General features: G+C 66.6%; 11 protein-coding genes. 5 read left to right on the top strand and 6 right to left on the bottom strand.

The features are described 5' to 3' along the window. Nucleotides 1–22: 22 nt before the first annotated feature. Genes CG716_RS13235 through CG716_RS13210 form a run of 6 tightly spaced genes read right to left on the bottom strand, consistent with a single transcriptional unit; the run spans nucleotide 23 to nucleotide 8,407 of the window. Nucleotides 23–826, bottom strand: coding sequence for an enoyl-CoA hydratase family protein (locus CG716_RS13235; protein ID WP_094480172.1), 804 nt, complete (start codon nucleotides 824–826; stop codon nucleotides 23–25). Between the two features lies 1 nt (nucleotide 827). Further along, nucleotides 828–1,994, bottom strand: a complete 1,167-nt coding sequence (locus tag CG716_RS13230; RefSeq protein WP_094480170.1) for an acyl-CoA dehydrogenase family protein — start codon at nucleotides 1,992–1,994, stop codon at nucleotides 828–830. Beyond that, nucleotides 1,991–3,967, bottom strand: coding sequence for an acetyl/propionyl/methylcrotonyl-CoA carboxylase subunit alpha (locus CG716_RS13225; protein ID WP_094480281.1), 1,977 nt, complete (start codon nucleotides 3,965–3,967; stop codon nucleotides 1,991–1,993). Before CG716_RS13225 ends, CG716_RS13230 begins: the two co-directional genes overlap by 4 nt. A gap of 8 nt (nucleotides 3,968–3,975) precedes the next feature. Next, nucleotides 3,976–5,571: an acyl-CoA carboxylase subunit beta gene (locus CG716_RS13220; protein WP_094480168.1), complete on the bottom strand. Its 1,596-nt coding sequence runs from the start codon at nucleotides 5,569–5,571 to the stop codon at nucleotides 3,976–3,978. Beyond that, nucleotides 5,568–6,725 carry an acyl-CoA dehydrogenase family protein gene (locus CG716_RS13215; protein ID WP_094480166.1) on the bottom strand — a complete coding sequence of 386 codons (1,158 nt, stop codon included), beginning with the start codon at nucleotides 6,723–6,725 and terminating at the stop codon, nucleotides 5,568–5,570. The genes CG716_RS13220 and CG716_RS13215 overlap by 4 nt, the downstream gene beginning before the upstream one ends. After that, the gene (locus CG716_RS13210) at nucleotides 6,725–8,407 is read right to left on the bottom strand and encodes an acyclic terpene utilization AtuA family protein (RefSeq protein ID WP_094480279.1); all 1,683 of its coding nucleotides are present in this window, start codon (nucleotides 8,405–8,407) and stop codon (nucleotides 6,725–6,727) included. Before CG716_RS13210 ends, CG716_RS13215 begins: the two co-directional genes overlap by 1 nt. 219 nt (nucleotides 8,408–8,626) lie before the next feature. Between CG716_RS13210 and rpmF the strand changes: the two genes are divergently transcribed. From rpmF to CG716_RS13185, 5 genes are all read left to right on the top strand, one after another. Next, complete coding sequence (gene rpmF, locus CG716_RS13205; RefSeq protein ID WP_094480164.1) at nucleotides 8,627–8,800, top strand: 50S ribosomal protein L32; 174 nt, start codon at nucleotides 8,627–8,629, stop codon at nucleotides 8,798–8,800. A gap of 81 nt (nucleotides 8,801–8,881) precedes the next feature. Next, on the top strand, nucleotides 8,882–9,568 hold the full coding sequence (locus CG716_RS13200) for a response regulator transcription factor (RefSeq protein WP_094480162.1): 687 nt from the start codon (nucleotides 8,882–8,884) through the stop codon (nucleotides 9,566–9,568). Then, a complete protein-coding gene (locus CG716_RS13195) occupies nucleotides 9,568–11,112 on the top strand; it encodes a HAMP domain-containing sensor histidine kinase (protein ID WP_094480160.1) in 1,545 nt (514 codons plus the stop codon). The genes CG716_RS13200 and CG716_RS13195 overlap by 1 nt, the downstream gene beginning before the upstream one ends. 63 nt (nucleotides 11,113–11,175) lie before the next feature. Continuing rightward, on the top strand, nucleotides 11,176–12,627 hold the full coding sequence (locus CG716_RS13190) for a S1C family serine protease (RefSeq protein ID WP_094480158.1): 1,452 nt from the start codon (nucleotides 11,176–11,178) through the stop codon (nucleotides 12,625–12,627). 50 nt (nucleotides 12,628–12,677) lie between these two features. Continuing rightward, a complete protein-coding gene (locus tag CG716_RS13185) occupies nucleotides 12,678–13,205 on the top strand; it encodes a MogA/MoaB family molybdenum cofactor biosynthesis protein (protein ID WP_094480277.1) in 528 nt (175 codons plus the stop codon). Nucleotides 13,206–13,429: the final 224 nt, after the last annotated feature.

The following is a 13,429-nucleotide window of genomic DNA, read 5'->3' as shown; positions in this document are numbered from 1 at the left end:
TCGCTGATCTCTCACAGTGGTGTTATCGCTGCCAGCGTGGCTGGCGTTTCTCCAGGAACGCCAGCATCCCTTCCCGCGCTTCCTCGGAGACGAACAGCCGCGCCGATTCCACCGCCAACCGCTCGGTATCCCGGTCGAATCCAGCAAGGACCGCGGCCGTGGTCAGCGCTTTTGATGCCGCCAGCCCCTGGGGAGAGCCCCGGCCCAGGTCCGCCACCACGCCCGCGATCGCGGTGTCGAGATCGTCGGCGGAAAGGGTGATCAACCCGATCTCGGCGGCCGTGGCCGCAGTGAACGTCTCACCCGTGAGGTAGTAGCGGGCAGCGGCCCTGGGCGTCAATTTGGGCAACAGCGTCAGGGAGATGATCGCGGGCGCAACGCCGATGCGCGCCTCAGTCAGCGCAAATGTGCTGCGGGGGCCGGCGACGGCGATATCGCACGCGCCCACCAGGCCGAGCCCGCCCGCGCGAACATGGCCGTCGATGGCCGCCACCACCGGCACGGGTGATTCGATGATCGCGCGCAGCACGGTCGCCAGTTCGCGGGCCCGCGCGGCAGTGGTGTCGAAGGGGTCGCCGTCGGAGGCTTCGCTCAGGTCGGCACCGGCACAGAACGTGCCACCGGTATGGCCCAGCACCACGGTCCGCACCGCGGGATCAGCAGCAGCCGCCCGCAGCCCCGAGTGCAGCTGGTCGACCAGCCGTGAGGACAACGCGTTGCGGTTGTGCGGCGAATCCAGGGTCAGCCGGGCGACGTGACCGTCGACGGCATAGGTGACAAGCGCTGCGTCATTCCCCGTGTCGTTTCGCTCCTGCCCGCCGGCCATATCAGTACGACCGGGGCAGGCCCAGAGACGTCTGGGCGACGAAGTTCAGGATCATCTCCCTGCTCACCGGGGCGATGCGCGCCAGCCGCGACGCCGTCAGCATCGAGGCGACGCCGTATTCCTTGGTGAGTCCGTTGCCGCCGAGGGATTGCACGGCCTGGTCGACGGCCCGGGTGGACGCCTCGCCCGCAGCGTACTTGGCCATGTTGGCTGCTTCGGCAGCGCCGAAGTCGTCGCCGATGTCGTAGAGCGTGGCGGCCTTTTGCATCATCAGCTTGGCCAGCTCGAGCTCAATGTGGTTCTGCGCCAACGGGTGCGCGATACCCTGATGGGCGCCGATCGGCGTATTCCACACCTGCCGGGTCTTGACGTACTCGGTGGCCTTGCCGAGCACATGCCGTCCCGCTCCGATCGCGTTGGCCGCACCCATGATCCGTTCCGGATTCAGACCTGCGAACAGTTGCGCGATCGCGGCATCCTCCGAGCCCACCAACGCCTCGGCAGGCAGCCGGACGTCGTCGATGAACAACTGGAACTGGCTCTCAGGACTGACGATCTCCATGTCGATCTTGGTGAACGTGAACCCCGGGGCATGGGTCGGCACGATGAACAACGCCGGCTTCAAGTTGCCGGTCTTGGCGTCTTCGGTGCGGCCCACCACGAGTACGGCCTGAGCTTGGTCGACACCGGAGATGTACACCTTCTGGCCCGACAGGATCCAGTCGCTGCCGTCCCGCCGCGCGGTGGTGGTGATGCGATGCGAATTCGAGCCGGCGTCGGGTTCGGTGATGGCAAATGCCATCGTGATCGAACCGTCGGCGATGCCGGGCAGCCAACGCCTCTTCTGGTCTTCGGTGCCGAACTTGCTGATGATCGTGCCGTTGATCGCCGGCGAGACCACCATCATGAGCAGGGCGCAGCCGCTGGCGGCCATCTCCTCCATGACCAGGGACAGTTCGTACATGCCGGCGCCGCCGCCACCGTACTCCTCGGGCAGGTTGACGCCGATGAAGCCGAGTTTTGCTGCCTCAGACCACAATTCGTCGGTGTGCTCGCCGGCCCGCGCTTTCGCCAGGTAGTAGGCGGAGCCGTAGCCGGCCGCCATTGAGGCGACCGCCTTGCGCAGCTCTTGGCGTTCGGCGCTCTCGATGAAGCCGTTGTCGGTCATTGCTCTCCTTCTCCTGCCGCCGGGTCTTCCACCCGGGCCAGGACGGTTCCCACGTCGACCTGCTGGCCGACGCTGACATCGAGTTGGGTCACCACGCCGTCGGCGGGCGCGGTGATCGTGTGTTCCATCTTCATCGCCTCGAGCCAGACCAGGGGCTGGCCCAGCGTCACCTTGTCGCCCAACGCGGCCCCGAGGCGGATGACGGCGCCAGGCATGGGTGCCAACAGCGATCCCTTCTCCACGGCGGATCCCGGCTCGGGGAATCGAGGTACCGCGGTCAACGCGACCGAGCCCCGGGGTGAGTCGACGAAAACCTCTGTGCCGTAGCAGCTTATGTCGAACGCTGTGGCCGTACCGCCGTCCGCCAGCACCACCTGGTCCGGCTTGGCCGACAGCAGTGTGACGCCGTCGTCGTCGGGCAGCACCAGCGCATCGCGGGTGAATCGGTACGCCACCTGGTGCTCGTGCTCAGTGCCGTCCAGGTAGGCCTTGCGCTGGTTGCCCAACACGACATTGCGCCAACCGCTAGGGATGTGGCCCATCGCCGTGGCGCTGGCCCGGTTGTGGGCGGCATCGGCCAGGGCTGCGGCCACCGCCGCGAGCCGGACGGTGCGGGCGTCGGCCAGAGGCCGGGCCAGCTCGGCCAATCCGTGTGTGTCGAAGAAGGCGGTGTCGGTAGCGCCAGCCAGGAAGGCTTGGTGCCGAAGGACATTGACCAGTAGATCGCGGTTGGTACGAATGCCGTGCAAGCGGGTGCGGGCGAGTGCGTCGGCGAGTACCTGCGCGGAGCGCCGCCGGGTCGGCGCGTACGAGATCACCTTGGCCAGCATCGGGTCGTAGTGGATGGATACGGTCGCGGAGCCAGCGATGCCGGAGTCCAACCGGATACCGGTTTCGGTGAGCAGGCCGAAAGAGGTTGTGGTGCTCGGCACTTCGAATCGGTGAACGAGACCGGCCTGTGGTTGCCACTGGCGGGCCGGGTCTTCGGCATAGATCCGTGCCTCGATGGAATGCCCCCGGGCGGGAGGTGGCTCAGGGTCGAGCCGCTCCCCCTCGGCCACCGCCACCTGCAACGCGACCAGGTCGAGACCGGTGGTGAGCTCGGTGACGGGGTGCTCAACCTGCAGCCGGGTGTTCATTTCGAGGAAGAAGAACTCGCCGTCGTCGTCGGCGAGGAACTCCACCGTGCCCGCGCCGGTATATCCGATCGCATCGGCCGCAAGTCGCGCGGCGTCAAACAGTCTCTGGCGCATGCCTGCAACACGTTCGACCAGGGGAGAGGGAGCCTCCTCGATGATCTTCTGGTGCCGGCGCTGGATGGAACACTCCCGCTCACCGAGCGCCCAGACCGTTCCGTGCTGGTCGGCGAGCACCTGCACCTCGACGTGGTGGCCGGTGGGCAGGTATCGCTCGCAGAACACGGTCGGATCGCCGAAGGCCGACTGGGCTTCCCGGCGCGCAGCCTGCACCTGGCCGGGCAGCTCGGCCAGTTCGGTCACCACCCGCATGCCACGTCCGCCGCCGCCGGCCGACGCCTTCACCAGCACTGGCAGCTGGGCTTGGGTGACGGTTTCGGGATCGAGCTCCTCAAGGACCGGAACTCCCGCGGCGGCCATCATCTTCTTGGCCTCGATCTTGGAGCCCATCGATGCGACCGCGGCGACCGGTGGTCCGATCCAGCTCAGTCCGGCGTCGATGACAGCCTTGGCGAAATCGGGGTTCTCGGAGAGGAATCCGTAGCCGGGGTGGATCGCGTCGGCACCGGACGCCGTTGCCGCCGCGATCAGCTGATCGGCGTCCAGGTAGCCGAAATTGCCGTCGAGGCGCACCCGCGCATCGGCCTCGTCGACATGCGGCGACTGGGCGTCGGGATCGGTGTAGACAGCCACCGTGGCGATTCCGAGCCGCCGGCAGGTGGCGAAGACGCGGCGGGCGATTTCACCGCGGTTGGCGACGAGAACTCGACTGATCATCGTGTCACTCACATCCGGAAGACGCCGAAGTTCGACGTCCCCTCGATCGGTGCGCTGGCAATGGCGGACAAGCACATTCCGAGCACGGTGCGGGTGTCGCGGGGATCGATCACCCCGTCGTCGTAGAGCCGGCCGGACAAGAACATCGGCAGGGACTCGGCCTCGATCTGCGCCTCGACGGCTGCTCGCAGGGCTGCATCGGCCTGTTCGTCGACCGTCCCGCCGCGGGCCTCGGTGGCCGCGCGGTTGACGATCGACAGGACGCCGGCCAGCTGCGCGCCGCCCATCACCGCGGATTTGGCGCTGGGCCACGCGAAGAGGAAGCGGGGATCGTAGGCGCGTCCGCACATGCCGTAGTGGCCCGCCCCGTACGAGGCACCGATCAGCAGGGAGATGTGCGGGACCCGGGAATTGGACACGGCGTTGATCATCATCGAGCCGTGCTTGATCATCCCGCCTTCCTCGTAGGACTTACCCACCATGTATCCGGTCGTGTTGTGCAGGAACAACAGTGGTGTGTTGGAGCGGTTGGCCAGCTGGATGAATTGGGTCGCCTTCTGCGACTCCTCGCTGAACAGCACTCCGCGGGCGTTGGCCAGGATGCCCAGCGGATAGCCGTGCAGGGTGGCCCAGCCGGTCACCAGGGAAGCCCCGTACATCGCTTTGAATTCGTCGAAATCGGAGCCGTCGACGACGCGCGCGATGACCTCTCGGGGATCGAACGGGATCCGCAGGTCCGCCGAGACGATGCCGAGCAGCTCGTCGGGGTCGGCCAGCGGCGCGACCACCGGCCGTGGTGTGGGCCCCTGCTTGGTCCAATTGAGCCGGTCCACGACGCGCCGCCCGATGCGGATGGCATCAAGCTCGTCGACCGCGAAATAGTCGGCCAAACCCGAAACCCTGGCATGCATTTCGGCACCACCGAGGGATTCGTCGTCGGCCTCCTCACCGGTTGCCATCTTCACCAGCGGGGGACCGGCCAGGAATACCTTGGACCGCTCCTTGATCATCACGACGTGATCGGACATGCCCGGGACGTAGGCACCGCCGGCTGTGGAGTTGCCGAACACCAGCGCGATCGTGGGAATACCCGCCGCGGACAGCCGGGTCAGATCGCGAAACATCTGACCGCCGGGGATGAAGATCTCTTTCTGGGTCGGCAGGTCGGCGCCACCGGACTCCACCAGTGAGATCACCGGGAGCCGGTTCTCAAAGGCGACCTGGTTGGCGCGCAGAATCTTCTTGAGAGTCCACGGATTGCTGGTGCCGCCCTTGACGGTGGGATCGTTGGCGATCAGCAGGCATTCGACGCCTTCAACCACACCGATGCCGGTGACCACGCTGGCGCCGACCTGAAAGTCACTGCCGTAGGCCGCAAGTGGGCACAGTTCCAGGAACGGAGAATCGGGGTCGACGAGCAGCTCGATACGCTCACGCGCGGTGAGCTTGCCGCGGTCGTGATGCCGGTTCACGTACTTGGGGCCACCACCGGCCAGCGCCTTCGCCAGCTCGACGTCGATCTCGCCAAGCTTCGCCGTCATGGCCTCGGCCGCCTCGACGAACGTCGGCGCCGTCGGGTCGACGATGCTCTGCAGAGCCGTCATGCCTGGTATCCAAGGGCTTTGGCGGCCAGGCTGGTCAAGATTTCGGTGGTCCCTCCGCCGATCCCCAGGATCCGCATGTCCCGATACTGGCGTTCGACCTCGCACTCGGTCATATAGCCCATCCCTCCGAACAGTTGCACCGCCTGGTGTGCCACCCACTCGCCGGCTTCCACGGCGGTGTTCTTCGCGAAGCACACCGCCGCGATCAAATCCGTCTCACCCGATAACTGCCGCTCCACCACAGTGCGCGAGTACACGCGCGCCACATCGATCCGGCGGGCCATCTCCGCCAGGGTGTTCTGCACCGCCTGCCGGGAGATCAGCGGCCGGCCGAACGTCTCCCGGTCGCGACACCACTGAACGGTCAGGTCCAGGCAGCGCTGGGCCGACGAATAAGCTTGCGCGGCAAGGCCGATACGTTCGGATACGAATGCCTGGGCGATCTGGGCGAACCCGGTGTTCTCCGCGCCGACGAGATTGGCCGCCGAGACCCGCGCGTCGGTGTAGGAGAGCTCGGCGGTGTCCGACGATCGCCAGCCCATCTTGTCCAGTCGGCGGGTGACGTCAAATCCTGGTGTCCCCTTTTCGACCACGAGCAAGGACACCCCTGCCGCGCCGGGAAGGTCGGCGCCGCCGGTGCGGACAGCGGTCACGACGTAGTCGGCGCGCACGCCCGAGGTGATGTAGGTCTTGGCGCCGTTGACGATGTACTCGTCATTGATTCGCGTTGCCGTCGTGCGCAGGTGCCCGACGTCGGAGCCGCCGCCGGGCTCGGTGATCGCCAGTGATCCGATCAGGTCTCCACGCAGCGTAGGGCGCACAAAGGTCTCGATCAGCCGTTCGTTGCCGGACGCGGCCATGTGTGGTACCGCGATACCGCAGGTGAACAGTGAGGCGAAAACTCCACCGGGAGTGCCGGCTTCGTGCAGTTCTTCGCAAATGATCAACGAGTCCGCGGCGTCGCCACCACCGCCGCCTACCGATTCTGGCAGCTCGGCGCCCAGCAGTCCGGCGGCGGCGGCCCTGCGGTGCAGATCGCGCGGAAGCTCACCGGCCCGCTCCCATTCCTCGATGTGGGGCACGATCTCGCGTTCGGCGAAACTGCGCACGGTCTTGCGCAGTTGCTGGCGTTCGGGGGTGTTCCAGATGCTCACTAGAGGATGCCTTCCGGGATGTCGACGTGCCGACTGCGTAGCCATTCACCCAGACCCTTGGCCTGCGGGTCGAACCGGGCTTGGTAGGCAACGCCCTGCCCGAGGATGCCGTCGATGACGAAGTTCACCGCGCGCAGGTTCGGCAGCAGATGGCGGGAAACCGGGAGATCTTTTGTCTCCGGGAGTAATTCGCGCAGCAGGTCGATCGTCAGCGTGTGTGCCAGCCAACGCCACTGCTCGTCGGTGCGCACCCAAACGCCGACATTGGCCGCTCCGCCCTTGTCGCCGCTGCGCGCCCCGGCGATCGTGCCCAGTGGCAGCCGGCGGGTGGGCGCCGTGGCGGGGGCGTCGGGCAGCGCCGGCGGTTCGACCCCGGCCAGTTCGACAGTGTCGGCTGCAGCGGCGATGGCGGTGCGGGTTCCGTCGGCGCGCACGGCTACCTGCGTAACCTCGTTCGCCGGTACGTATCCGGCGGTGAACACCCCGTAGACCTGTCCGTCGCCAGGCGGCGCGGTAGAGGTGAAGCCGGGATACGAGGCCAGTGCGAGTTCGACTGCAGCCGAGGAGAACTGGCGGCCCACAACCTTGGGATCGGCGTCGCGGACGACGCAACTCAGCAGGGCGCTGGCCGCCTCCTCGGTGTCGGCGTCGACGTGGTCGGTCCGGGCCAGGGACCACCCCATCTCGGCCGGGCGCACGCTCAGGGCCGACTCCAGCTGCTCGCGCACCAACGCGGCCTTGGCCTCGACGTCAAGGCCGGTGAGCACGAACGTCACGGAATTGCGAAACCCGCCAATGCTGTTCAGTGACACCTTTAGTGACGGGGGAGGGGGTTCGCCGCGCACGCCGCTGATGCGGACGCGGTCGGTGCCGTCGGCGGTCAGCGCGATGGTGTCGAAGCGCGCGGTGACATCAGGGTTGGCGTAGCGTGCGCCGCCGATCTCGTAGAGGAGTTGCGCGGTAACCGTGCCCACGCTGACCCGGCCGCCGGTCTCCGGATGTTTGGTGATCACTGAGGAACCGTCGGCGCTGACCTCTGCCAGCGGGAAGCCGGCGTGCCCGAGGTCGGCGATCTCGGTGAAGAAGGAGTAGTTGCCCCCGGTGGCCTGCGCTCCGCATTCGATGACGTGGCCGGCCACCACGGCGCCCGCGAGCCTGTCGTAATCGGCGCGGCCCCATCCGAAGTGCGCCGCGGCCGGGCCCACCACCACGGAGGCGTCGGTGACCCGCCCGGTGACGACGACGTCGGCGCCGCCCTGCAGGCAGTCGACGATGCCCCACGCGCCCAGATAGGCGTTGGCCGTCAGTGGTGAACCCAACCCGAGATCGGCCGCGCGTGAGAGGAGGTCGTCACCTTCGACATGGGCGACCTTGGTCGGGATGCCCAGCCGATCCGCGAGCGCGCGGACGGCATCAGCCAGGCCGGCCGGATTGAGGCCACCGGCGTTGGCGACGATGCGCACCCCCCGGTCATGGGCCAGACCGAGGCATTCCTCCAATTGGCTGAGGAAGGTCTTGGCGTAACCGCGCTCGGGATGCTTCATCCTGTCTCGTCCCAGGATCAGCATGGTGAGCTCGGCCAGGTAGTCGCCGGTCAGATAGTCCAGCTCACCGCCGGTGAGCATCTCGCGCATGGCGGCGATTCGGTCACCATAAAAGCCTGAACAGTTGCCGATCCGCACCGCATTCGCCACGCGCGCTGTCTTCCCTTCAGTGACCAACCAACTGGTAGGTTACTTGCGAGCACCAGCCCTCAGTCAAGGGGTGAGGCCGCCGGCCGCGGCCCGCTCGGGCCGTTTTGGAGCCGACGCAGGTGAGCGGCTATCCTGAAGTGCAACTGTTGGCCGCCGGCACTGGAAAGTCCCTGCGCGGCGACACCCCTGATCAAGGAGAAGCACGTCATGGCTGTGCCCAAGCGCAGAATGTCGCGCGCGAACACCCGCAGTCGGCGCGCGCAGTGGAAGGCCGAGGCCACCGGTCTGGTCAACGTTTCCGTTGCCGGCCGTCAGCACAAGATTCCCCGCCGGTTGCTCAAGGCAGCGCGGCTCGGACTGATCGATCTCGACAAGCGCTGATAGCGTTCGCCCGCCGCGAATTGCCTGCTCGCGCGGCGTGCCTCTCAGGCCTATCTCAGGCGTTGGGTTGACACTGGGGCCGTGCGAATTCTTGTCGTCGATGACGATCGCGCGGTGCGCGAGTCCTTACGCCGGTCCCTTTCCTTCAACGGTTATTCCGTGGATTTGGCGCAGGACGGCGTAGAAGCGCTCGATGCGATCGCCAACGATCGGCCCGATGCGCTGGTGCTCGATGTGATGATGCCCCGGCTGGACGGCCTCGAAGTTTGTCGTCAGCTGCGCAGCACCGGTGACGATCTGCCGATCCTGGTTTTGACTGCCCGCGACTCGGTATCTGAGCGGGTGGCGGGCTTGGACGCGGGCGCTGACGACTACCTGCCCAAGCCGTTCGCCCTCGAAGAGCTGCTGGCGCGGATGCGCGCCTTGTTGCGCCGGCGGAGCCCCGATGAGCAGTCCGACTCGGCGGTGATGACGTTCGGGGACCTGACGCTGGACCCGGTGACCCGCGAGGTGCATCGAGGCAAACGCGCCATCAGTCTGACCCGAACCGAGTTCGCGCTGCTGGAGATGCTCATCGCCAATCCGCGACGGGTTCTGACGCGGAGCCGCATTCTCGAAGAGGTATGGGGTTTCGACTTTCCGACCTCGGGTAATGCGCTGGAGGTATACGTCGGCTACCTACGCAGAAAGACCGAAGCAGAAGGAGAACCGCGGCTAATCCACACCGTGCGTGGTGTGGGCTACGTGCTGCGTGAGACACCGCCCTGATGGTTCGTTGGAGGCGGCGCGCGCGAGCCTCGCGAGCGCCCGAGGAATCCACGACATCGCTCTCCCTGCGATGGCGGGTCATGTTGCTGGCCATGTCCATGGTGGCGATGGTCGTGGTGTTGATGGCCGTCGCGGTCTACGCCGTGGTGTCGGCCGCGCTCTACACCGATATCGACAACCAGTTGCAGAGCCGGGCAGCGCTGCTGATCGGCAGCGGGTCGCTGGCCGTCGACCCTGGTAAGGCCATCGAGGGCACCGCCTACTCCGACGTCAACGCCATGTACATCACTCCTGGCCGGTCGACCTACACGGCGAACCAGCAGGGGCAGCGGCTGCCGGTCGGCGAGCCGGAGAAGTCCGTCATCAGCGGCGAATTGCTGATGTCGCGCAGGACGGTCGGAAACCAGCGGGTGCTGGCGGTTCATCTGCCCAACCAGAGTTCACTATTGATCTCCAAGAGTCTGGTCCCCACCAACGCGGTGATGACCAAGCTGAAGTGGGTGCTGTTGGCGGTGGGCGGCATCGGCGTGGTGGTCGCCGCGATCGCCGGCGGGATGGTGGCGCGAACTGGTCTACGGCCGGTGGCGCGACTGACCGAGGCGGCCGAGCGGGTGGCGCGTACCGACGATCTGCGGCCCATCCCGGTGTTCGGCAGTGACGAGCTGGCCAGGCTCACCGAAACGTTCAACACGATGCTTCGGGCGTTGACCGAGTCGCGGGAACGCCAGGCCCGGCTGGTCGCCGATGCCGGCCACGAGCTGCGCACACCGCTGACGTCGCTGCGCACCAACGTCGAGTTGCTGATGGCCTCGATGCAGCCCGGCGCCCCGCGGCTGCCGGAGGGGGAAATGGCCGAGCTGCGCATCGACGTGATCGCCCAGATCGAGGAATTGTCCACTCTGGTAGGCGATTTGGTTGACCTCACGCGTGAGGACGCCGGTGGTGTGGTGCACGAGGCGGTCGACATCAGCGATGTGGTCGAACGCAGCCTGGAGCGGGCGCGCAGGCGCCGCAACGATGTTCAGTTCGACGTCGACGTCATCGGATGGCAGGTCTACGGGGATCCGGCCGGATTGTCGCGGGCGGTGGTCAACCTGCTCGACAATGCGGCCAAGTGGAGCCCGTCGGGCGCCCACGTCGGGGTTCGGCTGCGTCAAGTCGACGCCGCCCACGCCGAGCTGGTGGTGTCGGACCGGGGACCCGGAATCCCGCCTCAGGAACGCGGTCTGGTGTTCGAGCGGTTCTACCGGTCGGCTTCGGCGCGGGCCATGCCGGGCTCAGGACTCGGCCTGGCGATCGTCAAACAGGTTGTCGTCAAACACGGCGGGATGATCCGTATCGCGGACACCGTGCCCGGCGGCGATCCGCCAGGTACGGCGTTCTACGTTCTGCTGCCCGGCCTGCCGATCGCCGCGGCAACGTATCCTGAGGCTTCAGCTGAGAGCGAAATCACGGTCAAAAGGGCCAAAATCAATGGTGATGGCCGCCACTCCCAGCAAAAACCACCGGCCGTACCGAGTGTTATCTCAGTCGATTCTCAGTAGAGCAAGGCAAGCTTTACTCATCAGTTTTATGCATCTCGTTAAGAGAAAGAGCGACCTGACGACATGACCGACCACCCGAGGTATTCACCTCCGCCGCCGCCCGGTCATCAGGGCCCGAATCAGCGTGTGGCACCGGGGTATTCAGCTCCGCCGCGGCCGGCCGGCCATCAACAGCCGTACGACTGGCGGTATGCCGGACCACAGCAACCGCAGCATTACGGTCAGCCTTACGATCCGTATCAGGCTGCGCGACAAGGATATCCGGCAGCTCCGCCGAACATTCCGCCCGTGCCACCGCGTAACCGTTCGCGTGCAGGGGCGTTGATGGCAGGGGCGCTGGCGATCGCAGTCGTGTCGGCGGGCGTGGGTGGCACTGTGGTGCTGCTTGCGCATCCGGACCGGCAACCCGTCGGTTCTGTGCTGCAAGGCTCGCCGAACGGGGCGGCTAACGTCCCGGCGGCCAACCTTCCGGCCGGGTCGGTCGAGCAGGTCGCCGCCAAGGTCGTCCCCAGCGTGGTCAAGCTCGAAACCGAGTTCGGTCGTCAGTCCGAAGAGGGTTCAGGCATCATCTTGTCCTCCGACGGGCTGATCCTGACCAACAACCACGTCGTGGCCGCGGCCAAGGCCGGTGGCCCGGCCCCGGCCGCACCGCCGGCAATCCCCGGCCTGCCGCCGCTGGTGCCAGGCGCCCCGGGCGCGCCGAGTGGACCGGGCAACTCCGGCGGCCCTGCTGCTCCGCCTACAGGCGGCGCCCCGACGACGACCGTGACGTTCGCCGACGGCCGCACCTCTACCTTCACCGTCGTCGGCACCGATCCGGCCAGCGACATCGCCGTCGTTCGAGCGCAGGGAGTGTCAGGCCTGACGCCGATCAGCGTGGGCTCGTCGGCCAACCTTCGGGTCGGCCAGGACGTGGTGGCGGTCGGTTCGCCTCTGGGCCTGGAAGGCACTGTCACCACCGGCATCGTCAGCGCCCTGAATCGGCCGGTGGCCACCGGCGGTGATGCCAACAATCAGAACACCGTGCTGGATGCCATCCAGACCGACGCCGCGATCAACCCCGGCAACTCTGGCGGTGCGCTGGTGAACATGAGCGGCGAACTGGTGGGGGTGAACTCGGCAATCGCCACGCTCGGCGGTGATTCCCCGGACGCCCAGAGCGGTTCGATCGGGCTCGGCTTCGCTATTCCCGTGGACCAGGCCAAGCGCATCGCGGACGAGCTGATCAGTACCGGCACCGCCACGCATGCGTCGTTGGGCGTACAGGTCAGCAATGACACCACGACCCACGGAGCGAAGATCGTCGATGTGACGAAGGGCGGTGCAGCTGCGGCCGCCGGCCTGCCCAGCGGGGTCGTGGTGACGAAGCTGAACGACCGCGTGATCGGTAGCGCCGATGCGCTGGTCGCGGCTGTCAGGTCCCGGGCGCCCGGCGACCAGGTGACGCTGACCTTCACCGATCCATCCGGCGCCGACCGAACCGTGCAGGTCACGCTAGGAAAGGCCGCTTCGTGATCCGGGTGGTGGGTGAACATCCCATGACGCTGACCAGCGTGACTGCCGCGATGTCGGCGGGCGGATATACGGTGACATCCATGGAACAGCCAGGTGAGCTGGTGGGGCGTGCACTCGTCGTCGTTGTCGACGACCGCACGGCTCACGGCGATGAGGAGGATCACAGCGGTCCGTTGGTCACTGAACTGCTCGCCGAGGCGGGCTTTGTGGTGGACGGCGTTGTGGTGGTGTCAGCCGACGAAATCGAGATCCGCAATGCACTGAACACCGCCGTGATCGGCGGTGTTGACCTGGTGGTGTCGGTAGGCGGCACGGGCGTCACACCGCGCGATGTCACGCCTGAGGCCACCAAGACCATCCTCGATCGCGAGCTTCTCGGCATTGCCGAGGCGCTGCGCGCGTCCGGCTTGTCGGCGGGCATCACCGATGCGGGACTGTCACGTGGTCTGGCCGGGATTTCCGGCAGCACCCTCGTCGTCAACATCGCCGGCTCGCGGTATGCGGTTCGGGATGGCATGGCGACGTTGAACCCGCTGGCGACCCATGTCATCGGCCAGCTGTCGAGCCTGGAGATTTAAGCAAGCTCCACGCGGAGCATCAACGGTCGCTTCACTGCGGGGCGTACCGTCAATTAAGAGCGCCGCATCCGGGGTTGGAGGCCTTGTGTTAACGGCCTGTGAACTGGGCAAACATCAAGATTGTGATCTTTGTCACAATTATGGGGTGATGTGATGGGAACTTCGCGCCAGAACCGAAGCGCAGTTAACAAAGTCTTCGGTACCGAACTGCCCAAGGAGTCCTC

The organism is Mycolicibacterium sphagni, assembly GCF_002250655.1.
GTDB classification, from domain to species: Bacteria; Actinomycetota; Actinomycetes; order Mycobacteriales; family Mycobacteriaceae; genus Mycobacterium; species Mycobacterium sphagni.
This window is presented reverse-complemented; position numbering and strand designations above follow the sequence as displayed.

Bases quoted from the DNA above. Each gene is read 5' to 3' on its own strand.
- CG716_RS13220 (WP_094480168.1), bottom strand. From the start codon at position 5,571: ATGACGGCTCTGCAGAGCATCGTCGACCCGACGGCGCCGACGTTCGTC.
- CG716_RS13195 (WP_094480160.1), top strand. From the start codon at position 9,568: ATGGTTCGTTGGAGGCGGCGCGCGCGAGCCTCGCGAGCGCCCGAGGAA.
- CG716_RS13190 (WP_094480158.1), top strand. From the start codon at position 11,176: ATGACCGACCACCCGAGGTATTCACCTCCGCCGCCGCCCGGTCATCAG.
- CG716_RS13225 (WP_094480281.1), bottom strand. From the start codon at position 3,967: ATGATCAGTCGAGTTCTCGTCGCCAACCGCGGTGAAATCGCCCGCCGC.
- CG716_RS13235 (WP_094480172.1), bottom strand. From the start codon at position 826: ATGGCCGGCGGGCAGGAGCGAAACGACACGGGGAATGACGCAGCGCTT.
- CG716_RS13185 (WP_094480277.1), top strand. From the start codon at position 12,678: ATGTCGGCGGGCGGATATACGGTGACATCCATGGAACAGCCAGGTGAG.
- rpmF (WP_094480164.1), top strand. From the start codon at position 8,627: ATGGCTGTGCCCAAGCGCAGAATGTCGCGCGCGAACACCCGCAGTCGG.
- CG716_RS13230 (WP_094480170.1), bottom strand. From the start codon at position 1,994: ATGACCGACAACGGCTTCATCGAGAGCGCCGAACGCCAAGAGCTGCGC.